The sequence below is a fragment of the Curtobacterium phoenicis genome (assembly GCF_047238015.1).
GTDB lineage: Bacteria > Actinomycetota > Actinomycetes > Actinomycetales > Microbacteriaceae > Curtobacterium.
The window spans coordinates 1,312,488-1,334,919 of sequence record NZ_JBDFLZ010000002.1 but is presented as its reverse complement, the minus strand read 5'-3'; the positions used below and the strand labels follow the sequence as shown (position 1 = coordinate 1,334,919).

18 protein-coding genes and 1 tRNA gene are annotated in these 22,432 nt (G+C 72.0%); 4 read left to right on the top strand and 15 right to left on the bottom strand.

The genetic code is table 11. The features are described from left to right. Positions 1-178 precede the first annotated feature (178 nt). The 11 genes from gap to mnmA form a co-directional block, all read right to left on the bottom strand. On the bottom strand, positions 179-1,234 hold the full coding sequence (gene gap, locus ABC270_RS06595) for a type I glyceraldehyde-3-phosphate dehydrogenase (RefSeq protein WP_412880048.1): 1,056 nt from the start codon (positions 1,232-1,234) through the stop codon (positions 179-181). Positions 1,235-1,328: 94 nt separating this feature from the next. Further along, entirely contained in the window at positions 1,329-2,279 is a 951-nt protein-coding gene (locus ABC270_RS06590) for a GlxA family transcriptional regulator (protein ID WP_412880047.1), read from the bottom strand. A 59-nt stretch (positions 2,280-2,338) separates the two neighbouring features. Beyond that, a complete protein-coding gene (locus ABC270_RS06585; protein ID WP_412880046.1) occupies positions 2,339-3,058 on the bottom strand; it encodes a methyltransferase domain-containing protein in 720 nt (239 codons plus the stop codon). Then, the gene (locus ABC270_RS06580; RefSeq protein WP_412880045.1) at positions 3,055-4,296 is read right to left on the bottom strand and encodes a type III polyketide synthase; all 1,242 of its coding nucleotides are present in this window, start codon (positions 4,294-4,296) and stop codon (positions 3,055-3,057) included. The genes ABC270_RS06585 and ABC270_RS06580 overlap by 4 nt, the downstream gene beginning before the upstream one ends. A 221-nt stretch (positions 4,297-4,517) precedes the next feature. Next, a complete protein-coding gene (gene gatB, locus ABC270_RS06575; RefSeq protein ID WP_412880044.1) occupies positions 4,518-6,020 on the bottom strand; it encodes an Asp-tRNA(Asn)/Glu-tRNA(Gln) amidotransferase subunit GatB in 1,503 nt (500 codons plus the stop codon). Beyond that, the gene (gatA, locus tag ABC270_RS06570; RefSeq protein WP_412880043.1) at positions 6,020-7,564 is read right to left on the bottom strand and encodes an Asp-tRNA(Asn)/Glu-tRNA(Gln) amidotransferase subunit GatA; all 1,545 of its coding nucleotides are present in this window, start codon (positions 7,562-7,564) and stop codon (positions 6,020-6,022) included. Before gatA ends, gatB begins: the two co-directional genes overlap by 1 nt. Before the next feature lie 12 nt (positions 7,565-7,576). Beyond that, positions 7,577-7,876 carry an Asp-tRNA(Asn)/Glu-tRNA(Gln) amidotransferase subunit GatC gene (gene gatC, locus ABC270_RS06565; RefSeq protein WP_058725353.1) on the bottom strand — a complete coding sequence of 100 codons (300 nt, stop codon included), beginning with the start codon at positions 7,874-7,876 and terminating at the stop codon, positions 7,577-7,579. A 125-nt stretch (positions 7,877-8,001) separates the two neighbouring features. After that, complete coding sequence (locus ABC270_RS06560; RefSeq protein WP_412880042.1) at positions 8,002-10,368, bottom strand: transglycosylase domain-containing protein; 2,367 nt, start codon at positions 10,366-10,368, stop codon at positions 8,002-8,004. 333 nt (positions 10,369-10,701) lie between these two features. After that, a complete protein-coding gene (locus tag ABC270_RS06555) occupies positions 10,702-12,063 on the bottom strand; it encodes an alpha/beta hydrolase (protein ID WP_412880041.1) in 1,362 nt (453 codons plus the stop codon). Positions 12,064-12,245: 182 nt separating this feature from the next. Then, positions 12,246-14,585, bottom strand: coding sequence for an NAD-dependent DNA ligase LigA (gene ligA, locus ABC270_RS06550; RefSeq protein ID WP_412880040.1), 2,340 nt, complete (start codon positions 14,583-14,585; stop codon positions 12,246-12,248). A 65-nt stretch (positions 14,586-14,650) separates the two neighbouring features. Beyond that, on the bottom strand, positions 14,651-15,781 hold the full coding sequence (mnmA, locus tag ABC270_RS06545; protein WP_412880039.1) for a tRNA 2-thiouridine(34) synthase MnmA: 1,131 nt from the start codon (positions 15,779-15,781) through the stop codon (positions 14,651-14,653). 38 nt (positions 15,782-15,819) lie between these two features. Between mnmA and ABC270_RS06540 the strand changes: the two genes are divergently transcribed. From ABC270_RS06540 to ABC270_RS06530, 3 genes are all read left to right on the top strand, one after another. Beyond that, entirely contained in the window at positions 15,820-17,166 is a 1,347-nt protein-coding gene (locus ABC270_RS06540) for an MFS transporter (protein ID WP_412880038.1), read from the top strand. A gap of 106 nt (positions 17,167-17,272) precedes the next feature. Beyond that, positions 17,273-17,352 (top strand) — tRNA-Leu (locus tag ABC270_RS06535). Positions 17,353-17,479: 127 nt separating this feature from the next. Next, positions 17,480-18,175 carry a DedA family protein gene (locus tag ABC270_RS06530; RefSeq protein ID WP_412880037.1) on the top strand — a complete coding sequence of 232 codons (696 nt, stop codon included), beginning with the start codon at positions 17,480-17,482 and terminating at the stop codon, positions 18,173-18,175. A gap of 211 nt (positions 18,176-18,386) precedes the next feature. Here ABC270_RS06530 and rdgB read toward each other — a convergent pair whose 3' ends face one another. From rdgB to murI, 3 genes are read right to left on the bottom strand one after another with little or no spacing between them, the layout of a single operon-like run. Further along, positions 18,387-18,983: an RdgB/HAM1 family non-canonical purine NTP pyrophosphatase gene (gene rdgB / locus ABC270_RS06525; RefSeq protein ID WP_412880036.1), complete on the bottom strand. Its 597-nt coding sequence runs from the start codon at positions 18,981-18,983 to the stop codon at positions 18,387-18,389. Continuing rightward, positions 18,980-19,714: a ribonuclease PH gene (gene rph / locus ABC270_RS06520; RefSeq protein WP_412880035.1), complete on the bottom strand. Its 735-nt coding sequence runs from the start codon at positions 19,712-19,714 to the stop codon at positions 18,980-18,982. Before rph ends, rdgB begins: the two co-directional genes overlap by 4 nt. Next, positions 19,711-20,556, bottom strand: a complete 846-nt coding sequence (gene murI, locus ABC270_RS06515; protein ID WP_412880034.1) for a glutamate racemase — start codon at positions 20,554-20,556, stop codon at positions 19,711-19,713. The genes rph and murI overlap by 4 nt, the downstream gene beginning before the upstream one ends. A gap of 124 nt (positions 20,557-20,680) precedes the next feature. On the opposite strand from murI, the gene ABC270_RS06510 reads away from it, so the two are divergent. Further along, on the top strand, positions 20,681-21,970 hold the full coding sequence (locus ABC270_RS06510; RefSeq protein ID WP_412880033.1) for a nicotinate phosphoribosyltransferase: 1,290 nt from the start codon (positions 20,681-20,683) through the stop codon (positions 21,968-21,970). A 9-nt stretch (positions 21,971-21,979) separates the two neighbouring features. Here the strand turns inward: ABC270_RS06510 and ABC270_RS06505 are convergent, their stop codons facing one another. After that, positions 21,980-22,240 carry a DUF3039 domain-containing protein gene (locus ABC270_RS06505; RefSeq protein WP_022904204.1) on the bottom strand — a complete coding sequence of 87 codons (261 nt, stop codon included), beginning with the start codon at positions 22,238-22,240 and terminating at the stop codon, positions 21,980-21,982. Between the last annotated feature and the right edge of the window lie 192 nt (positions 22,241-22,432).

The following is a 22,432-nucleotide window of genomic DNA, read 5'->3' as shown; positions in this document are numbered from 1 at the left end:
CCCGAGTCTCGTCTGCGCGGACAGTTTCGCGACGTCCCGCCCGCGAAACTGTCCGCGGGGCCGAGTCTCGGCTGGCGTGGCGCAGCCAGCAGCGCGGCCGCGCCGCGGCGCCTCGCGGCGGCCGCTACCGCTAGACGGTGGCGCAGCCAGCGGCGCAACCGCGCGGCGGCCGCTCCCGCTACGCGGCGGTCGCGACCGCGCGCCCGAGGAGGCCGAGCGTGTCGACCACCCGGTTCGAGAACCCCCACTCGTTGTCGTACCAGGCGACCACCTTGACGTGCCGGCCACCGTCGACCCGGGTGAGGAGCGAGTCGAAGATGCTCGACGCCGGGTTCTGCTGGACGTCCGTCGACACGATCGGGTCGCTCGTGTACGCGAGCACCCCGGCGAGCGCTCCTCCGGCGGCGGCGCGGTAGGCCGCGTTGACCTCGTCGACGGTGACGTCCCGCCCGACGACCGTGTTGAGCTCCACGATCGACCCGACGGGCACGGGCACACGGATCGCGTCGCCGGAGAGCTTCCCGTCGAGCCGCGGGAGCACCAGACCGATGGCCTTCGCCGCGCCGGTGGTGGTGGGTGCGATGTTCACCGCGGCAGCGCGGGCCCGGCGCAGGTCCCGGTGCGGGCCGTCCTGCAGGTTCTGCTCCTGCGTGTAGGCGTGCACGGTCGTCATGAAGCCGTGCTCGATCCCGGCGAGGTCGTCGAGGACCGAAGCGAGCGGCGCGAGCGCGTTCGTCGTGCAGGACGCGTTGGACACCACGGTGTGCTCCTGCGGGTCGAACGCGTCGGTGTTCACGCCGTACGCCAGCGTCACGTCGGCGCCGGTCGCCGGAGCGCTGATGAGCACCCGTCGTGCGCCGGCTTCGAGGTGCTGTGCCGCGGCCTCCCGCGACGTGAACCGGCCCGTGGACTCGAGGACGACGTCGACGCCGAGGTCACCCCAGGGCAGTGCCGCCGGGTCGCGCTCGGCGAGGACGCGGATGCGGTGCCCGTCGACCACCAGGAAGTCTGTGCCGTCGTCGTGGGCGACCTCGACGGTCCCGTCGAACGGGCCGAGCGCGGAGTCGTAGCGGAAGAGGTGCGCGAGGGTCTCCGGTGCGGTGAGGTCGTTGACGGCGACGACCTCGAGACGGTCATCGTCCGTGCTGCTCGTGCCGGTCGTCCCACGGGCGATGAGCGCGCGCAGGGTGTTGCGTCCGATGCGGCCGAAGCCGTTGATGCCGATGCGGGTCATGGTGTTCCTTTCGTTCGGCCTCCATGCTCATCGGCGGCGGGACCTGTCCCCAGTGGCGCTCACGCCGTCTTGCGAAAGGATCTCGCCAAGATCGTCACTCCTGCCGGAACGTCCTCCGGTACGCCGTCGGCGTCACCCCGAGCACGCGTCGGAAGTGCAGCCGGAGGTTCGCGTCCGTCCCGAACCCCACGCGGCCAGCCACCTGGTCGACGGCCAGGTCGGACCGTTCGAGGAGCTCTCGGGCGAGGTCGATGCGAGCCCGCAGCACCCACTGCATCGGCGTGTACCCGGTCCCCTCGACGAAGCGGCGCGAGAAGGTCCGGGGCGAGACCGCCGCGTGTGCGGCCAGGTCGGCGAGGGTCAGCGGATCGCCGAGGTGCCGGAGCGCCCAGTCCCGCGTGGCAGCGTAGGTCGTGTCCGCGGGTGAGGGGACCGAGCGCTCGATGTACTGCGCCTGCCCGCCGCTGCGGTGCGGAGCGCTGACCAGGCGTCGCGCGACGTGGTTCGCGAGCCCGACGCCGTGGTCCCGCCGGACGAGGTGCAGGCAGAGGTCGATCCCGCTCGCCGCGCCCGCGCTCGTCAGGACGCTGCCCTCGTCGACGAACAGCACGTCCTCGTCGACGTCGACCGTGGGGTACCGGTCGCGGAGGACCCGCGTGTAGTGCCAGTGCGTCGTGGCCCGTCGGCCGTCGAGGAGCCCGGCCGCGGCGAGCGCGAACGCCCCGGTGGAGATCGCCGCGATGCGCTTCCCGGCCGCGTGTGCTCCCCGGAGTGCGCGGACGACGGACTCGGGCGGCGGGGTGTCGGCGGGGAAGCGGTAGCCGGGTACGAACACGGTCTGCGCCCAGTCCACGGCTTCGAGGCCGCGGCCGACGGCGTACGAGAGCCCGTCCCCGCCCCGCACCGTGCCCGCCCGCGGCCCGCAGACCCGGACCTCGTACGGCATGCTCGGGCGGTTCGAGAACACCTGCGCCGGGATCCCGACGTCGAGGGGCTTCGCACCGGGCAGCACGAGGACGGCCACGCGGTGCGGACGATCGGCCATGTGCCGACGCTAGCGGATCGTCCGCCGCCGCCCGGCCGAAGGCGCCCGACGCGAACGGATCACGTGTCCCGGACGGCGAGCACCCGGTGCGGGGAAGCAGCCTCGGCGGCCCAGCCAGCGGGGAGCACGCGACGGAGTTCGTCGACCGTGAAGCTCCGGCGGATGGACCGGAGGCCGTCGACCCGCACGAAGGTGCCCGCGGCGACGAGGGGCGAGGCCAGCGCGTACGAGCGGTAGGCGCTGCGCGAGCGTCGGATGTCGGAGTGCACGACCCGCGATGCGGCGAGCCGTTCGGAGTCGGCGAGGAAGGCCGGGCGCTCGTCGTCGGCGAGGTGGTGCAGGACGTGGTTCGAGACCACCACGTCGAAGCGCTCGCCGGCCGCGACGAGGTCGCCGCTGGACTGCTCGCGGAACGTCGCACCCCGCAGCCGCGACCGGTCGGCGGCGGCGATCGCTCGCGGATCGGGGTCGATCCCGACGACCTCGACGTCGAAGCCGTCGCTCGCGGCCCACCGGACGAGCGCGCGGGCGAGGTCCCCGCCGCCGCATCCGAGGTCGAGCACGCGACCCCGGCCGGACGGCGGCAACGCGGGCATCACGTGCGTCCGCCAGACCGTCCGCCAGCCGCTCACGAGGGCGTTCACGACGGCGAACCGCCGGAAGGTCCGGTCCAGCACGCGGGGGTCGCAATCGGGGTCGTCCATGAGTTCGCGCAGCGCGACGTCACGGACCGAGAGGTCGACCCGGAGGCGCGGCGCGGCGCCGTCGCGCCGGCTCACGACCGGCCCGCGGTCGCGCGGGCGCCGGTGGCGACCGCGGCGGTCGGGGCCGCACCGTCCGGCGCTCCACCGGTCGGCGCTCCTCCGGTCGGCGCTCCCGCGGTCAGCGCTTCGCCGGACCGCGTCTCGCCCGGCTGCGCCGGCGCTGCTGTGCTCACGGGCGCCGTCACCGTCAGGCGGGCGCACTCGACGGTGAGTCCGGGACCGAACGCGAGGGCCATGACCGGATCGCCGTCCTCGAGGCCGTTCCCGAGCGCCTCGGCGAGCACGAACAACACCGTCGCGCTCGACATGTTCCCGTGCTCCCGGAGGACCGTCCGGCTCGCGGTGAGGGCGTCGTCGGGCAACCCGAGTGCCTCCTGCGTCCGGTCGAGGATCGCCCGGCCACCGGGGTGCACGGCCCAGGTCGGTACGGAGGTCGCCGGCGCGTCGCCGAGCAGCGGGGCGACGGCGGCCCCGGCGTGCTGCCCGATGAGCTTCGGGACGGCGGTGGAGAGCACCATCTCGAAGCCCTCGTCGCCGATGTTCCACGCCATGTCCCCGGCGCCCTCGGACACGACGCTGGTCGCGAAGTCGGCGATCCGGAGGCCCGGTCCGTCGGCGGCCACCACGGCCGCCGCCGCGCCGTCACCGAAGACGCTGTTCGACACGATCTGGTCCGGGTCGTCCGAGGTCCGGACGTGGAGCGTGCAGAGCTCGGCGCAGACGACCAGCACCACCGCGTCGGGATCGGCGTCGACGAACGCCGCGGCGATCCGGAGCGCCGGGAACGCCGCGCAGCAGCCCATGAACCCGATGTGCTGCCGGAACACGGACGGGCGGAGGCCGAGCTGCTCGACGATGTCCAGGTCGGGTCCGGGCTGCGTGAAGCCCGTGCAGGACACCGTCACGACGTGGGTGATCGAGGCCGGCGCAGCGCCCGCGCGGGTGAGCGCATCGCGGGCGGACGCGACGAAGAGCGGCGGGGCGAGCACACGGTAGGCATCGTTCCGCGATCCGGTCGACGGGGAGACCAACGCACCTTCGACGTCGCGGAAGGCGCCGGCGTCCGCATCCGGGTCGAGTTCGGGGAGGACGGTGTGCCGTGTGTCCACGGCGGAGCCGTCGAACGCCGCACCGATGAGCCGCTGCGCCAGCCGGGTCGTGTCCGTCTGGCTCCGGAAGAGGTCACGGACGGCGGACTGTCCGAGCGTCGTCTGCGGGACGGCGGTACCGATGGCGCGGATCGTTGCAGACACGACTCATCCTGTCACCGAGTCGCTGACGCGTCCCCAGGTTGCGCGCCACGGCAGCCGTCGTGCCCGTGACGTCGGCACGACACCGGGTTGACACAGCACCGTGGAACGGACACAGCACCGTGGAACGGACACAGCACCGTGGAGAACCACGGTGCTGTGTCCGGAACCTGTTCCGCCGGCCTCGTCGCGCGCGGGCGAGCGGGGCACAGCGGAGCGGTTCGCTACTGCTGCGCGCGCTCGAGCACGAGCTCGCGGACGCGGGCCGCGTCGGCCTGGCCCTGCATGGCCTTCATGACCGCGCCGATGATCGCTCCGGCGGCCTGGACCTTGCCGTCCTTGATCTTCGCGAGGACGTCGGGCTGCGCTGCGAGCGCCTGGTCGACCGCCGCCGTGAGCGCGGAGTCGTCCGAGACGACCTTCAGTCCACGGGACTCGACGACCTCGGCGGGCGATCCCTCACCGGCGATGACGCCCTCGAGCACCTGGCGCGCGAGGCGGTCGGTGAGGTCACCGGACTCGACCAGCGCGATGAGCTCGGCGACGTGCTGCGGGGAGACGAGGTCACCGGCGGCTGCGTCCTGGGCGTTTGCGACGCGGGTGATCTCACCCGTCCACCACTTGCGTGCGGCCTGCGGCACCGCACCGGCAGCGACGGTGCCCTCCACCTCGTCGAGCAGGCCGCCGTTGACGACGTCCTGGAACTCCAGGTCGGCGAAGCCCCACTCGCCCCTGAGCCGGCGACGACGCGCGACCGGCGCCTCGGGCAGCGCGGCACGGAGCTCCTCGACGAGCGCGGGGTCCGGCACGACCGGCAGGAGGTCGGGCTCGGGGAAGTAGCGGTAGTCGTCCGCGTCCGACTTCGGACGGCCGGCCGACGTCCGGCCGGTGTCCTCGTGCCAGTGGCGGGTCTCCTGCGTGATCGTGCCGCCGGCCGCGAGGATCGCCGCCTGCCGCTGGATCTCGTAGCGGATGGCGCGCTCGACCGACCGGAACGAGTTGACGTTCTTCGTCTCGGTGCGGGTTCCGAGCTTCTCCTGCCCGCGCGGGCGGAGCGAGATGTTCGCGTCGCAGCGGAGGTTGCCGCGCTCCATGCGAGCCTCTGAGACACCGAGCGCACGGACGAGGTCGCGGATGACCTGCACGTACGCCGCCCCGAGTTCGGGAGCACGGTGCTCGGCACCGAAGATCGGCTTCGTGACGATCTCGACGAGCGGGACACCAGCACGGTTGTAGTCGACGAGCGAGTACTCCGCGCCCTGGATGCGACCGGTGGCACCGCCGACGTGCGTGAGCTTGCCGGCGTCCTCCTCCATGTGGGCGCGCTCGATCGGCACCTGGAAGATGGTGCCGTCGGCGAGCTCGACCTCGACCTCGCCCTCGTAGGCGATCGGCTCGTCGTACTGCGAGATCTGGTAGTTCTTCGGGTTGTCCGGGTAGAAGTAGTTCTTCCGCGCGAACCGCGACGACTCGGCGATCGAGCAGCCGAGCGCGAGCCCGAGGCTGATCGAGTACCGGACCGCCTGCTCGTTCACGACCGGCAGCGACCCGGGCAGCCCGAGGTCGACCGGCGTCACGTTCGTGTTCGGCTCGCCGCCGAAGAAGTTCGGCGCGTCGGAGAACATCTTGGTCTTCGTGCCGAGCTCGACGTGCACCTCGAACCCGAGCACCGGCTCGTACCGTTCGAGTGCCTCGTCGAAGTCCATCAGGGCTTCCTTCTGCGCCATCAGATCACGCCTTCCTGCGCGGCCGACTGCTGGGAGGCGTCCAGGTCGGGGATTCGGTCGATGAGCGGGGCGCCCCACTGCTGCTCGAGCAGACGCTCCAGCGCGGCGCCGTAGCGGTAGAGCCGGGCGTCCTCGCGCTGCGGCGCCATGAGCTGCACGCCGGTCGGCAGCGAGTCCTCCGGCGCGAGGCCGTTCGGGATGCTCATGCCGGGCACGCCCGCGAGGTTCGCGGGGATCGTGGTGAGGTCGTTGAGGTACATCGCCAGCGGGTCGTCCATGCGGTCGCCGAACGGCAGGGCGGTGGTCGGCGCCGAGGGGCTGAGGAGCAGGTCGACCTGCTCGAACGCGGCCGCGAAGTCACGCTGCACGAGCGTGCGGACCTTCTGCGCCGAGCCGTAGTAGGCGTCGTAGTAGCCGGCGCTCAGCGCGTACGTGCCGAGGATGATGCGTCGCTTGACCTCGGGGCCGAAGCCGACCTCGCGCGTGGCGGCCATGACGTCCTCGACCGTCGCACCGTTCTCGGGCGTGACGCGCAGGCCGAAGCGCACCGAGTCGAACTTGGCGAGGTTCGACGACGCCTCGGCCGGGAGGATCAGGTAGTACGCGCTGATCGCGTAGGCGAAGGAGGGGGCGTCGATCTCGACGACCTCGGCACCCGCCGACTCGAGGAGCGCGACGGTCTCCTGGAAGCGCTGCGTGACGCCGGCCTGGAAGCCCTCGCCACCGGCGAGCTCCTTGACGACCCCGACCTTCAGGCCACGCAGCGTGTCGGCCTGGAGCCCGGCACGAGCGGCGTCGGCCATCGAGGGCCACTCCCCCGGGATCGAGGTCGAGTCACGGGGGTCGTGCCCGCCGATGACGTCGTGCAGCAGCGCGGCGTCGAGCACCGTCCGCGACACCGGACCGATCTGGTCGAGCGACGACGCGAGGGCGATCGCACCGTACCGGCTCACGCCGCCGTACGTGGGCTTCACGCCGACGGTGCCGGTGAAGGCGCCGGGCTGCCGGATCGAACCGCCGGTGTCGGAGCCGAGCGCGAGGGGCGCCTCGTACGCGGCGACCGCCGCCGCCGAGCCACCGCCGGAGCCGCCGGGCACGCGGTCGAGGTCCCACGGGTTGTGCGTCGGGCCGTAGGCCGAGAACTGCGTGGTCGACCCCATGGCGAACTCGTCCATGTTGGTCTTGCCGATCGGCACGAGGCCGGCGGCGCGCAGCTTGGCGACCGGGGTCGCGTCGTACGGGGGCCGCCAGCCCTCGAGGATCTTCGAGCCGGAGGTCGTCGGCATGTCCTGGGTGCAGAGGACGTCCTTGACGGCCACGGGCATGCCGGCGAGCGCCCCGAGCTCGTCCCCGACGGCGCGGCGGGAGTCGACGGACTTCGCGACGGCCAGTGCGTTGTCGTTGACGTGGAGGAAGGCGTGCACGTCGCCGTCGACGGCGGCGATGCGGTCGAGGTGGGCCTGCGTGGCCTCGACGCTCGAGACGTCGCGTGCGACGAGCGCGTCGGCGAGCGCGGCGGCGCTCAGCTTGGTGATGTCGGTCACGGTCGTGTCCCCTTACTGCTCTTCGCCGAGGATGGCGGTGACGCGGAACCGCTCACCGTCGGAGTCGGGCGCGCCGGAGAGCGCCTGCTCCTGCGTGAGGGTCGTGCCGACCTCGTCCGGGCGGGTGACGTTCTCGAGCGGGACCGGGTGGCTCGTCGCCGGGACGTCGGGCGTCGCGACCTCGGTGACCCGGGCCACGCTCTCGACGATGTGCGCGAGCTCCCCGGTCATCTTCTCGATCTCGTCGGGCGTGAGTGCGATACGCGCGAGGCTCGCCAGGTGGGCGACCTGCTCGCTCGTGATGTCAGGCATGGTGCTCCGTCGATTGCGTTCGTGGGATGCGCACCAGTCTATTGCGGACGCCCGGACCGACCGTGCCCGGGTCACGACGGTCGGGGTGGTCCGGCGAGGCGGGGCCGAGCCGCGCCTCCCGGCCGTCACTTCCCGGACGCGCCGCCCGTGCCCGCTCCGCCGGTCTTCCCGGTCTTCCCGGTCTTCCCGGTCGTGTCGGCAGGCGCCGCCGGCGCACCCGTCTGCTGCTGCCCCGGCTGCTGCTGGGTCCCGCTCGTCGCCTGGTCTCCAGGCGTCGCGGGCGTCCCCGCCCCGTCGCCGGACTGCGAACCCGACGAGGACGACGAAGAAGACGAGGACGACGCGGACGAGGACGAGGACGCGTGTCCGATCATCGCCGGGTCCGGCGTCGGCAGCGCATCGCCGCCGTAGTGCCCGTCGAGGTAGGTCATCATCTGCTTGCCGACCCCGAACTTCGCGCTGTACCCGGTCGTGCCCTGCAGGAACGGCGTGTTCGCGAGCCCGACGTTCCCCTGCACGTTCCCGATCCACGTCGCGTTCGTGTACTTCGTCGTCGACGCGACGAGCCAGTTCTGCACGTCGCTGTCGGTCGTACCGGTCTTCGCGAACTTGGGCACCCCGTCGTTCGGGTTCGCGGTGACAGCCGTGCCGTTGCCCTTCAGCACGCCCTGGAGCGCGTAGTCCACCGTGCCCGCGACGGACGGGTCCACGCCCTGCGTGCAGGACGACTTCGTCGGCGAGATCTTCGTGCCGTCGGCCTCGGTCACGGAGTCGATCGCGGTCGGGGTGCAGACGATGCCGTCGTTCGCGAAGCCCGCGTACGCCTCGGCGAGGTCGATCGGCGACAGGTTGTTCGTCCCGAGGATCATCGACGGGACCGAGCTGATCTTCCCGCCATTCGCGAGGTGGATGCCCATCTTCTGCGCGAGGTTCGCGATGTTGCACAGGTCGAGCTGCTTGCCCATCGCGGCGAACGCGGTGTTGATCGACTCGCTCGTGGCGTCCTGGACGCTCATCGAGGCCGGGACCGCCTCGGCGTTCGCGACGTTCCAGTTCGGCCCGGCGATGTTCGCGCAGGAGTTCGTGAACTCGGACGTCGGGTACGAGTGCTCGGTCGTGCTGACCGAGTCGCTCAGCGTGTGGCCGGTGGCGAGCCACTCCGCGAGCGTGAACACCTTGAACGTCGAACCGGTCTGGAACCCGCCGGAGTTGCCGTACGCGGTGTCCGCGCTGTAGTTCACGGCGGTCGTGCCCGGCGCGCTGCTGTCGCCCTGCGTGTAGGCGGTGTTCTGCACCATCGACAGGATGCGTCCGGTCCCGGGTTCCACCGTGACGTTGGAGCCGCCGACATCGACGCCTGCCATGGTGGCCGGCACGTACGAGGACAGCGCCGCCTGCCCCTGCGCCTGCAGGTCGAGGTCGAGCGAGGTGTGGATCTGGAGCCCCTTGGTGTCGAGGGTGTTGATCCGCTCCGCCGCGGTCGCGCCGAACGCCGGGTCCTGCAGCACCTGGTCTCGGACGTAGTCGCAGAAGTAGCCCGCGTCGAAGCCGGTGGCGGCGGTCGAGCAGCCGTTCGCCGTCGCGGTGATCTTCGGCTGGATCGGCGTCGCGATGGCCGCGGTCATCTGCGCCTTCGTGATCGAGTGGTGCGCCTCCATCCGCCGGAGGACGTAGTCGCGACGCTCCTTCGTGAGCGCGTACCCGTTCGCCTTGCCGTTGTCCTTGTCGCTCGGCTGGTCGATGCGCAGGTTCGACGGGTTGTTGAGGATCGCGACGAGCGTGGCGGACTGCACGAGGGACAGGTCCTTCGCGTGCACCCCGAAGTAGTACTCCGCACCGGCCTCGGCGCCGTAGACCCGGCCGCCGAGTCCGACGATGTTGAGGTACCCGGTGAGGATCTGGTCCTTCGAGTACTTCTTGTTCACGGCGATGGCGTACCGCATCTCCTGCAGCTTGCGCTGCGGGGTGACGCCGGCCGCGTCCGCGTAGCAGGCGTCGACCTTCTTCTGCGTGTCGGCCGCGTCCTTGCCGGTCAGCGACTCGCACTGCTGCACGAGGACGTTCTTCACGTACTGCTGCGTGATGCTCGACCCGCCCTGCACGTCGCCGCCGACCGCGGTCGCCGCAGCGCCGCGGAGGGTGCCGATGACGTCGATGCCGCCCTCGTCGTAGAAGCGGGGGTCCTCGGTGTCGATCGCGGCCTGCTTCAGGGTCTTCGCCATCTGCGCGCTCGTCACGTTCGTCCGGTTCTCGGCGTAGAAGGACGCGATCTTGACCTGCTTGCCGTCCTTCGTCGCGTAGACGGCGGACACCTGCTGCGGCGTCTGGATGTCGAGGTAGTCGGGCAGGTCCTCGAAGAACGAGGCAGCGCTCGAGGCCCCCTCGCCGACGACGGCCACGGCGGGCGTGACCGCCACCGTCACGAGCAGCCCCGCGAGGACGGACATGCCGAGGAAGGTCAGGAGGGCCGCCGGCCACCGGATCACACGCATGGCGAGCACGCTAGGTGGGCGCCCTGGGTTGGTTCTGCCCCGGAACCACCGCAGACTGCGCCGTCGCTCAGGTTGTCGCTCAGGCTGACCGGCGCGCGGCTCGCGTCCCGCGTGGAACCGCGGATCCGGCCGGGAGGCACGGTGCGCGCCGGGCGGACCGGCCGCCGGTCACGATCGGGTCACGGTGCGCGGTCGCGGTCGCGGTGCCCGCCCTGGGTGAAAGGTCGCGACCGTGGCCGGCCCGCGCCCGGCCCTGGCCGGGACACGGCGCGAGGAGCCCGTCGCACCGTCCGGTGCGCGGGGCACGCGTCCCCACCCGGTCGCATGAGCGCGTCAGTCGCGCTGCTGGACGTCCTGCGGACGGACCAGGTACATGTCCGGTGTCCCCGGCACGCCACCGCCGCCGCTGCCTTCGCCCCGTCGGAGCTGTTCCCGCACCAGGTCGCCCCGGCCGACGGCGATGAGAGCCACGTCGTGCAGGGAAGCCGTGCCGGGCTTGAGGTAGTCGTTGTGTCCCGACGGACGACGGAACACGTCGCCCGCCGCACTGGTGTCCGCGTCCCCGGCGAGGTCGAGCAGGGTCGAGCCGAAGGACGCCGAGCCGGGATCGGTGCCGAAGTACCCGGACCCGGCGATCGGGTCGCTGTGCGCTCCTCCGACGTACACCTCGCCCGAGGGCACCGCGAGCTGCGATGCCGTCCGGACCGAGCTGCCGGGCGACCCGAGCACGGTGAGGCTGTCCGCGTGCATCCGACCCGATGCCAGGGCGATGAGCGACGTCGTCGATCCGTACGAGTGGGCGACGATGTTGAGCCGCGGCTGCTCGGCACCACGGACCTCCCGCAGCCCGGTCACCGCACGATCGAGCCGCTCGGCCCCGGTCCGTGCGAGCGAGAGCGACAGGATGTTCGAGAGGTCCGGCGTGCGGTACCCCATCCACGCCACGACGGCGACGCCGTGCCCGTGCCCAGCGGCGGCGACGGGCGCGAGGGTCGCCTGCTCCGTTGCGAGGTCGTTGGCGGTGTCGGTGAAGTCGTACATCTGCCCCGTGACGGTGAAGAACATCCCCGGGACGACGACGGTCACGTCCGCGGCGCTCTCGAGGTCCCCGATCGCGATCGCTGCCCGTCCGGCGCCACGGGTGTCGAGGGTGATGAGCGCACGTCGCGGGTCGCCGGCTTCGGACACCAGCGACCGGCGGACCTGCCCGAGCATCGCGGTCTCCGCGGCCGGCGTGGCGGGGTCGGCGAGCGCGGCGGTGAGCGTGGTGCGGTTCGCACGGTCCCGGACGGCGTACGGCACGCCCTCGAGGTTGCCGACGACGCCCGGGGCGAGGGTCTCCAGCACCTGCTGCTCGTCGTCACCGAGTCCGGCCCACCACGACGCGACCTGCCGCGCGGTCGGTGGGTCGTCCTGCACGGTGTCCACGACCGCCGGATCGGCAGCGACGCGCCGGAGGTCCGCCGTCGGCATCGACGCGAGGTCGTCGAGGAACACGCTGCCCGGGGCGTGGGCCACCGCGTCGGCGTCGACCTGTCCCCCGACCGCTCCGATCGGGGGTACTGAGAGCCCCTTGAGGACCTGCCCTGCGGTGTGCACGACGGCCTGCGGGGCGGGAGCGGGCACGGCAGGGGCCTCGACCACTCCCAGCGAGTGCATCGAGGCGGTGAGCAGAGCCGCGGCGATGAGCAGCAATCGGGTCTCCCCCGGGAAGGCCGTCTCGTCGTCTCCCTGCAGACGGCGAGTGATGCTTCGTCGAGTCTACGGAGATCGGCCCGTCTGGGAACATGCGCGTTGCAACTTGACCCCCCAATTGGGTGTGCCGGAGGGTGTGCCGCTCTCCGCGGACACGAGGGGGCTGTGCTCCTGAGGGCGTCTCAGCCCTCGGCCGGGCCCTCTGTGGCGTCACCGAGCGCCTCCGGACCCTCGGTCACGAGGAGACGGAACTGCTCGGCATCGATGATCCGGACCCCGAGTTGCTCGGCCTTCGTCAGCTTCGACCCGGCCCCGGGCCCGGCCGCGACGAAGTCGGTCTTCTTGCTCACACTCGACGCGGCCTTGCCACCCGCGGCCATGATCGCCTCGAGCGCTCCCTCACGCGTGTACCCCTCGAGCGACCCGGTCGCGACGACGGTCACGCCGGTCAGGACCCCACCCTCGGCCGCGGCCGCACCGGGCCCGGGGTGCCCGGGGATCGCGAAGCGCACGCCGGCGGCGGTCCACCGGTCGACGATGTCGCGGTGCCAGTCCACGTCGAACCAGTCGAGCAGGGCATCGGCGATGATCCCGCCGACACCGTCGACCGCCGCGAGGTCGTCGCGCGAGGCCGCGCGGATCGCCTCGAGGGACCCGAAGTGCGTGGCGAGTGCCCGAGCGGCGACCGGTCCGACGTGCCGGATGTTCAGCGCCACGAGCTGCCGCCAGAGGTCCTTCGTCTTCGCGGCGTCGATGTTCGCGAGCATCTCGAACGCGTTCTTCGACGGGTACCGGCTCGGCTCGCCCGTGTAGTCGGCGCCACGGGCATCCGGGTCGAACGGCGGGTCGGTCTTCTTGCGGGCGCGGCTGAACGGCGTCACGCGCTTCGGGACGCCGGCGTCGTCGGTCTTCTGCATGCCGGTCTCGGCGTCGCGGACGATCACCTCGATCGGGACGATGTCCTCCATCGTCAGGTCGAAGAGTCCGGCCTCGGTGACCAGCGGCGGGGTCTCCGGGTGCAGCGGCTGGGTCAGGGCCGCAGCGGCGACCTCGCCCAGCCCCTCGATGTCGAGCGAGCCGCGCGACGCGATGTGCTCCACCCGGCCACGGACCTGCGCGGGGCAGCTCTTCGCGTTCGGGCACCGCAGGTCCTTGTCGCCTTCCTTCGCGGGGGCCAGGGGCGTCCCGCACTCCGGGCACGAGGCGGGCATGACGAACTCGCGCTCCGAGCCGTCGCGCAGCTCGACGACCGGGCCGAGCACCTCGGGGATGACGTCGCCGGCCTTCCGGAGGACGACGGTGTCGCCGATGAGCACGCCCTTCGCCTTGACGACGTCCTGGTTGTGCAGCGTCGCCTGGCGGACGACCGACCCCGCGACCTCCGCCGGCTCCATCGACGCGAACGGGGTCGCACGGCCGGTGCGCCCCACGCTCACCACGATGTCGAGCAGCTTCGTGTGGACCTCTTCCGGCGGGTACTTGTACGCGATCGCCCACCGCGGCGCACGCGAGGTCGAGCCGAGCTCCTCGTGCAGCGCGAGGTCGTCGACCTTGATCACGATGCCGTCGATCTGGTGCTCGACCGATGCACGGCGGTCGCCGTAGTCACGGACGAAGCCGAGGACCTCGTCCACGGTGTCGAACACGCGGTAGTGCGAACTCGTCGGCAGCCCCCACGTCTGGAGCAGCTCGTAGACCTCGGACTGGGAGTGGGCCTCGGTCGTGCGCTCGAGCTCCCGCACGGGCCACGCGCCGATGCCGTGCACGAGCATCCGGAGCCGACGCAGGCGGTCGACCATGAGCGCACGCTTCGCCTCGGACTTGCCCTCCTCCTTCTGCCGGAGGGAGCCGGCAGCGGCGTTGCGCGGGTTCGCGAAGACCTTCTCACCCGCCTCGCGCTGCTTCGCGTTGAGCTCGTCGAACTCGGCGACCGGGAAGAAGATCTCGCCCCGGACCTCGACGATCGGCGGGTGCCCCGTGCCGGCCAGGCGGTCCGGGATCGTCCCCATCGTCCGGACGTTGCCCGTGACGTCCTCACCCACGACACCGTCGCCGCGCGTCGCAGCCGAGACGAGTCGACCGTCCTCGTACCGGAGGTTGATGGCGAGACCGTCGATCTTGAGCTCGGTGAGCCACCGCACCCGCTCGGCGCCGGCGTCGCGCTCGACCTTCGTCGCCCAGTCGGTCAGCTCCTCGGGGCTGAAGACGTTGTCGAGGCTGAGCATGCGCTCGGCGTGCTCGACCGGCGCGAACTGGGTCGTCTGCGCCTGCCCGCCGACGGTCTGCGTCGGGCTGTCCTCGGTCAGGAGTTCCGGGTGGAGCTCCTCGATCGCAGCGAGCCGGTGCTGCAGCGCGTCGTAGTCGGCGTCCGACGCGGTGGAGGCGTTGCCCTCGTAGTACTCGTGCCGCAGCTCGGTGATGCGCGCACGGAGCCGTTCGACCTCGCGCGCGGATTGTGCTGCGTCGAGCTCGGACGGGGCCGTCGTCTCGAAGGTCGCGTCGTCGGGCGTGCTGTCGCTCATGCCTCAGTTCTACCGGCAACCACCGACCGGGCGCGCAGCCGCGGTCCGCCCCGGGAGCGCCGCGTTCAAGCGTCGACCGACACCGCCGACGTCGCGTCGACCGGCACCGCCGACACCGTCGCGTCGATCGTGCACTGCCCGAGCACGCGCGTGCCGACGTACACCACGGCCGTCTGCCCGGGGGCCACCCCGGACAGCGGCTCGTCCACGTCGATGACGAGCCGGCCGTCCGACACCCGGGCGGTCGCCGCCACCGGGTCGGCGTGGGCGCGGATCTGCACGTCGCAGGCGAACGGCACCGACGGGTCGGCCGGGGCCGTGCCGGCCCAGGTGAAGCGGGCGCCGGACATCGAGGACACGTCGAGCGCCTCCTTCGGCCCCACCACGACCGTGTTCTCCTTCGGTCGGATCTCGAGCACGAACCGCGGCTTGCCGTCCGGCGCCGGACGACCGAGGTGCAGGCCGCGCCGCTGCCCGACGGTGTAGCCCGTCGCGCCCTGGTGCTCCCCCACGACCGTCCCGTCGCGCTCGACGACGTCACCGGGGGCCGTGCCGACCCGGTCCGCGAGCCAGCCGCGGGTGTCACCGTCGGGGATGAAGCAGATGTCGTACGAGTCCGGCTTCTGCGCCACGGTCAACCCGCGGGCGGCGGCCTCGGCCCGGACCTCGTCCTTCGAGGGCGTCGCACCGAGCGGGAACATCGCGTGCTGGAGCTGCTCGGCGGTCAGCACGCCGAGCACGTAGGACTGGTCCTTCGCCCACGCCGCGGCGCGGTGCAGCTCACGGGAGCCGTCCGGTGCGGTGACGATCGACGCGTAGTGCCCGGTCGCGACCGCGTCGAAGCCGAGGGCGAGCGCCTTCTCGAGGAGCGCCGCGAACTTGATCCGCTCGTTGCAGCGCATGCAGGGGTTCGGCGTCCGGCCGGCCTGGTACTCGGCCACGAAGTCGTCGACGACGTCCTCCTTGAACCGCGCCGAGAAGTCCCACACGTAGTACGGGATGCCCAGCACCGACGCCGCGCGCTGGGCGTCCATGGAGTCCTCGATCGTGCAGCAGCCCCGGCTGCCCGTGCGGAGCGTGCCGGGCATCCGGCTGAGGGCCAGGTGCACCCCGACCACGTCGTGTCCGGCGTCGACGGCCCGTGCCGCCGCGACCGCCGAGTCGACGCCACCGCTCATCGCTGCCAGTACTCGCATGCGTCCAGCGTAAGCACCGGCGTACCGTTGTGCGAACGATGCCCTCCGAGACCCCCGCCTTCGACCTCCGGGCGGTCGTCCTGTCCGGCTTCCTCCCCGCAGCCCTGTTCGCGATCGGCGAGGGAGCGATCATCCCGATCATCCCCATCGCCGCGGACAACCTCGGCGCCGGGCTCGCGTTCGCGGGCTTCGTCGCCTCGCTCATCCTCGTCGGCGAACTCATCGGCGACGTGCCGTCCGGTGTCGTCGTCGGACGGATCGGCGAGCGGAACGCGATGATCGGCGCCGCCGGGGTGTCGGTCGTCGGGCTGCTCGTGTGCGTGTGGTCGCCGAACCCCTGGGTCCTCGCGGTCGGTGTGTTCCTCGTCGGTGTCTCCACCGCGGTGTTCGCGCTCGCCCGGCACGCGTACATGACGACCGCGATCCCCGTCCACGTCCGGGCCCGCGCACTGTCGAGCCTCGGCGGCGTGTTCCGCTTCGGCTACTTCGTCGGTCCGTTCGTCTCGGCGGGCGTGATCCACCTGACGGGCGCGACGCAGAGCGCGTTCTGGATCCACGTCACCTGCTGCCTGCTCGCGGCGGTGGTGCTCCTCGTCATCCGTGACCCGGCGACGGGCGCACGCGGCTTCCGGAAGCCGACCCGCGCCTCCAGGCCGGACGCGACGGACAGGCCGGACGCGACGGACTTGCCGGGCGGGACGAACCTGACGACCGCGGCCGACAGGGCCCTCCCGACGGAACCGCCCACCGACACCGGCGCGCAGTTCGTGCAGGACGAGGCCCACGGACTCTTCCGCACGATCCGCACGCACCGCAAGGTCCTCCTCCGCCTGGGCAGCGGAGCCGGCCTCATCGGTGCGCTCCGCGCCGGACGGCAGGTGATCCTGCCCCTCTGGGCCGTGAGCGTCGGCCTGGACGACTCCACCGCCGCGCTCGTCATCGGCATCGCGGGAGCCGTCGACTTCGCGCTGTTCTACACGAGCGGGCAGATCATGGACCGTTGGGGACGGCTCGCGAGCGCGCTCCCGTGCATGCTCGGGCTCAGCGTCAGCTACTTCCTGCTCGCCTGGTCCGGGCACCTGGACGCGCGCGTCGGCTGGTTCGTCGCGATCGCGATCGGGATGTCGCTCGCGAACGGCGTCGGCTCCGGGATCCTCATGACGCTCGGTGCGGACCTCGCGCCGAGGGACCACCCGGCCCCGTTCCTCGGCGCCTGGCGCTTCACCGGCGACTTCGGCTCGGCGGCGGCACCGCTGCTCATCTCCGGCGTCACCGCCGTCGCCTCCATCGCGGTGGCGAGCGGCGTCATGGGTGTCCTCGGGCTCGTCGGTGCGGGCGTGCTGCTCCGGTACGTCCCGCGGTACCTCCCCCGTCGGTTGCGCTGACGGGCGCTGCGCGCGACGTCCGTCGCGTTCGGCGGGCCGTCCACCCGGCCTGGAGGCACGGTGCGCGTCGGCCCCGCCGGTCCCGCTCGGTAGACTGCCGCTGCTCGCGGGAGTGGTGGAATTGGTAGACACGCAGGATTTAGGTTCCTGTGCCCCGGCGTGAGGGTTCGAGTCCCTCCTTCCGCACGACAGACGGTTCTCCGCACGATGCCCGCGAACTCATACCGACGGCGGATGGTCCGGACACCCGGGGACGGTACCCTCGCATCAGCGGGGTCGTCCTCGTGTCCCCGCCCGCCCGACCGGAAGAACCATGCACTCCGTCGCTCTCGCCCTGATCCCCTGGCTGGATCCGCAGTACATCCTCGACCACTTCGGGGCCGTCGCCGTGCTCGTCGTCTGCGCGATCATCTTCGCCGAGACCGGCCTGCTCGTCGGGTTCATCTTCCCGGGCGACAGCCTCCTCGTCATCACCGGCCTCTTCGCCTTCGACCGCGGTGGCGCGATCGGCGGCATCCCGATCTGGGTCGCGGCCCTCATGATCGCGGCGTCGGCGTTCCTCGGCGGTGAGCTCGGTTACTACATCGGCAAGAAGGCCGGTCCGCCGATCTTCGAGCGCAAGGAGAGCGGCCTCTTCTCGAAGGCGAACGTCGACCGGACGAACGCGTTCTTCCACCGGTTCGGACCGCTCGCGGTGATCCTCGCCCGCTTCGTGCCCGTCGTGCGGACGTTCCTGCCGATCGCGGCCGGTGTCGGACGGATGAACTACAAGAAGTACTCGCTCTACAACGCGATCGGCGCCGTCATCTGGGGCGTCGGGGTCACGTTCCTCGGCTACTTCATCGGGCACATCCCGTTCGTGGCGCACATCGTCCGCTCCTACATCGACGTCATCCTGCTCGCCGCCGTCGTGGTCACGGTGGTCCCCATGGCGCTGACCTACTTCCGGAACGCCCGCAAGGCGAAGCAGGCGGAGCAGCAGCAGGCACCCGCCGTCGACCCGCAGTAGCGCGGCGCCGTCGCGCCGCGCGTTCGCGTTCGCGTTCACGTTGGCGTTCGCACCCCGTTCGCGTTCGCACAACCGAAGTCGCCCCGAACCACGTGATCACGTGGTTCGGGGCGACTTCGGTTGTGCGCAGGCCACCGACACCGACACAGGCACGGCACCGGCACGGCGACCCGCACGGCACCGGCACCGGCACCGGCACCGGCACCGGCCGCTACTCCGCGCCGAAGTACTCCCGCACGATCGGCGCGATGCCGCGAAAGGCCTTCGAGCGGTGGCTCAGCGCGTTCTTCTCGTCACGGGTCAGCTCGGCCGACGTCCGGTCCGCGTCGTCCGGCCGGAACACCGGGTCGTACCCGTGGCCCCCGTCACCGATCGGCTCCGTGGTGACCTCACCGTTCCACACCGCCTCGAACACGCGCTCGGTGCCGTCCGGGGTCACGAACGCCGCGGCGCACACGAACGCGGCCGTCCGCTCGACCACGCCCTCGAGGTTGCGGAGCAGCAGGGCGATGTTGTCCGCGTCGACCCGGGTACCCGCGTACCGCGCCGAGTGGATGCCGGGGGCACCGTCGAGGGCGTCCACGGCGATGCCGGAGTCGTCGGCGAGCGCCGGGAGGCCCGTGTGCGCGACCGCCGCACGCGCCTTGATGAGGGCGTTCGCGGCGTACGAGTCGCCGTCCTCGACGGGTTCCGGACCGTCGTAGCCGACCAGCTCCACACCGGCGCCGAGCGCATCGCCGAGGATGTCGCGCAGCTCGACGAGCTTGCCGGCGTTGTGGCTGGCGAGGACGACCCGACGGCCGGTCACGAGGCCTGCCCCAGCACCTCGCGCTGGATCGCGGCCAGCGAGGCGTTGCCCGCGAGGCCGAGGTCGAGCAGCGTGTTCAGCTCGTCGCGGTCGAACGGCGCGTGCTCGGCGGTCCCCTGGACCTCGATGAACTTCCCCGACCCGGTCGTGACGATGTTCATGTCGGTGTCGGCTGCGGAGTCCTCGGTGTACGCGAGGTCGAGCATCGGCTCGCCCCCGACGATGCCGACCGAGATCGCCTGCACGCTGTCGGTGAGCGGGGTGGCCTTCTTCGCGATGAAGCCGCGCTCACGGCCCCACTCGATCGCGTCGACCATCGCCACGTAGGCGCCCGTGATCGAGGCCGTGCGGGTGCCGCCGTCGGCCTGCAGCACGTCGCAGTCGATCACGAGGGTGTTCTCACCGAGGCCCTTCGTGTCGACCACCGCGCGGAGCGACCGACCGATGAGGCGGGAGATCTCGTGCGTGCGGCCGCCGACCCTGCCCTTGATCGACTCGCGCTGCATCCGCTCGTTCGTCGAGCGGGGCAGCATCGAGTACTCGGCGGTGACCCACCCGGTGCCCTTGCCGGCGAGCCAGCGGGGCACGCCGTTGGTGAACGACGCGGTGCACAGGACCTTGGTGTCGCCGAAGGAGATGAGCGCGCTGCCCTCGGCCTGCGTGCTCCACCCCCGCTCGATCGTGACGGGACGGTGGTCGGTCGCGGCGCGGCCGTCGGTGCGGGTGCTCATGGCGTCCTTTCGGTGTGGGGCAGCAGGATGGCCCCGGTCTGGAGGTGGCCGACGCTCGAGACCTCGGGACCGAGGAAGCGCCGGGCGAGCCGGATGAAGCCGTTCTTGTCGTCACCGGTCGCCTCGAACGCGTAGTCCGGCGGCTCCGGGGTGGTCCGTTCGAGCCCGTGCTCCACGAGCCGGCGGTAGACGTCGTTCGCGGTCTCCTCGGCGCTCGAGACGAGGGTGACGTCGGGGCCCATGACGTACTGGATCGCCGCGGACATCAGCGGGTAGTGCGTGCAGCCGAGGACCAGCGTGTCGACGTCGGCGGCCCGGATCGGGGCGAGGTACTGCTCGGCGACCGCGCGGAGCGCCGGCGACGAGGTGTCCCCGGCCTCGACGAACTCCACGAAGCGCGGGCACGCGGCGAGCGACAGGGTGACGTCGGCGGCGACAGCGAACGCGTCCTCGTAGGCCCGGGAGGCGATCGTCCCGACGGTGCCGATCACCCCGATGCGTCCGGTGCGCGTCTGCTTCACGGCGGCCCGAGCCGCGGGCTGGATGACCTCGACCACGGGGATGCCGTACGCCTGCTCGTACCGCTCCCGAGCGTCGCGGAGCACGGCGGAGGACGCGGTGTTGCACGCGATGACCAGCGCCTTGACGCCCTGCTCGACGAGGTCGTCCATCACCTCGAGCGCGTAGCGGCGGACGTCGGCGATGCGCTTCGGCCCGTACGGCGAGTGCAGGGTGTCCCCGACGTACCGGATGCTCTCGCGCGGCAGCTGGTCGATGATCGCCCGCGCCACCGTCAGCCCGCCGACCCCGCTGTCGAAGACTCCGATCGGTGCATCCGTCACACCCACCAGCGTACCGACCACGCGACGCGCGGACCGCGTGCCCACACGACTGCCCACCCGCCTGACCGGACCAGCAGCCGCCACCCCGTGCCTCCCGGCGGACCCCTGCCGTAGTGTCGGGGAGGTGACCAGCGCGCTCCTCACGGACCAGTACGAACTCACCATGGTGGACGCCGCCCTGAAGGACGGCACGGCCGACCGGCGGTGCGTCTTCGAGGTGTTCGCCCGTCGCCTGCCCGACGGCCGACGCTACGGCGTCGCGGCGGGGCTCGGCCGCTTCCTCACCGCGCTGGGGGACTTCCGGTTCGGCGACGACGAGATCGGGTTCCTCCGCGACCGCGGCGTCATCGACGAGGGCACGGCACGCTGGCTTGCCGACTACCGCTTCACCGGGAACGTCCGCGCCTACCGCGAGGGCGAGGTGTTCTTCCCGAACTCGCCCGTGCTCCAGATCGAGGGCACCTTCGCGGAGGCCGTCGTCCTCGAGACCCTCGCGCTGAGCATCTTCAACGCCGACTCCGCGATCGCGAGCGCCGCCGCGCGCATGGTCTCCGCCGCCGACCACCGCCCCCTCGCCGAGATGGGCTCCCGCCGCACGGGCGAGTGGAACGCGGTCGCCGCCGCCCGCGCCGCGTACATCGCCGGGTTCGGCGCGACGAGCAACCTCGAGGCCGGGCGCACGTGGGGCATCCCGACGATGGGCACCGCCGCGCACGCGTTCACGCTCCTGCACGACTCCGAGGAGGCGGCGTTCCGCTCGCAGCTCGACGCGCTCGGCAACGGCACCACCCTCCTCGTCGACACGTACGACATCGAGGCCGCGGTCGAGACCGCCGTGCGGCTCACCGACGGGAAGCTCGGGGCGGTGCGCATCGACTCCGGCGACCTGCCGTCCGTCGTCGCAGCGGTCCGGGCGCAGCTCGACCGGCTCGGCGCGACCGGGACGAAGATCACGGTGACGAACGACCTCGACGAGTACACGATCGCGGCGCTGCGGGCTGCCCCGGTGGACTCCTACGGCGTCGGCACGTCCGTCGTGTCGGGCTCCGGACACCCGGCAGCGGGCATGGTGTTCAAGCTCGTCGCGCACCGTGACGCCGCGGACGAGGCCTGGGTGCCGGTCGCGAAGAAGTCCGCCGACAAGGCGTCGACCGGCGGCCGCAAGGAGGCCGGCCGGCGGCTCCGCAACGGCATCGCGACCGCGGAGGTCGTGCTCACCCAGGGCTCGGTCGGGCCGGACGAGCGCCCGCTGCTCGTCCCGGTGGTGACGGACGGCGAGGTCGACCCCGCGTTCCTCGGCAGCAACGGCGTCGAGGCGGCGCGGAAGCACCACAAGATGGCGAAGGCCGAGTTGCCCGCCGACGCGTCGCGCATCGGTCGGGGCGACCCGGCCGTCCCCACCCTCGTGATCTGAGGGCGGCGGCTACTCCGCCTTCATGCGCTCGTAGATCTTCTTGCAGTCGGGGCAGACCGGGAACTTCTCCGGGTCGCGTCCGGGGATCCACTTCTTGCCGCACAGCGCCTTGACGGGCTTGCCGCTGAGCGCCGACTCGAGGATCTTGTCCTTCTTCACGTAGTGCGAGAACCGCTCGTGATCGCCGGGTTCGATCCCCTCGTCCTCGAGGAGCTTCTCGAGCTCGCGGTCCATCACGTCGAGGCCGCCACCGGGTTCCGTCATGCTCATGGGTCCAGGGTACGACGCGGCGGCCGGCGTGGCGACGTGGTGGACGACCGGACGGTCGCCACCGCCGGACGACGGCGTCGGTGCGGGCGTCCGCGACGGAGCCGGTGCCGGACGGGAGGCGCGGGGCGGGCCCACCACGGGCCTCCCGGCCGCCACCTGGTCACCGCACGCCGGTGGCGACGCGGACGGTCA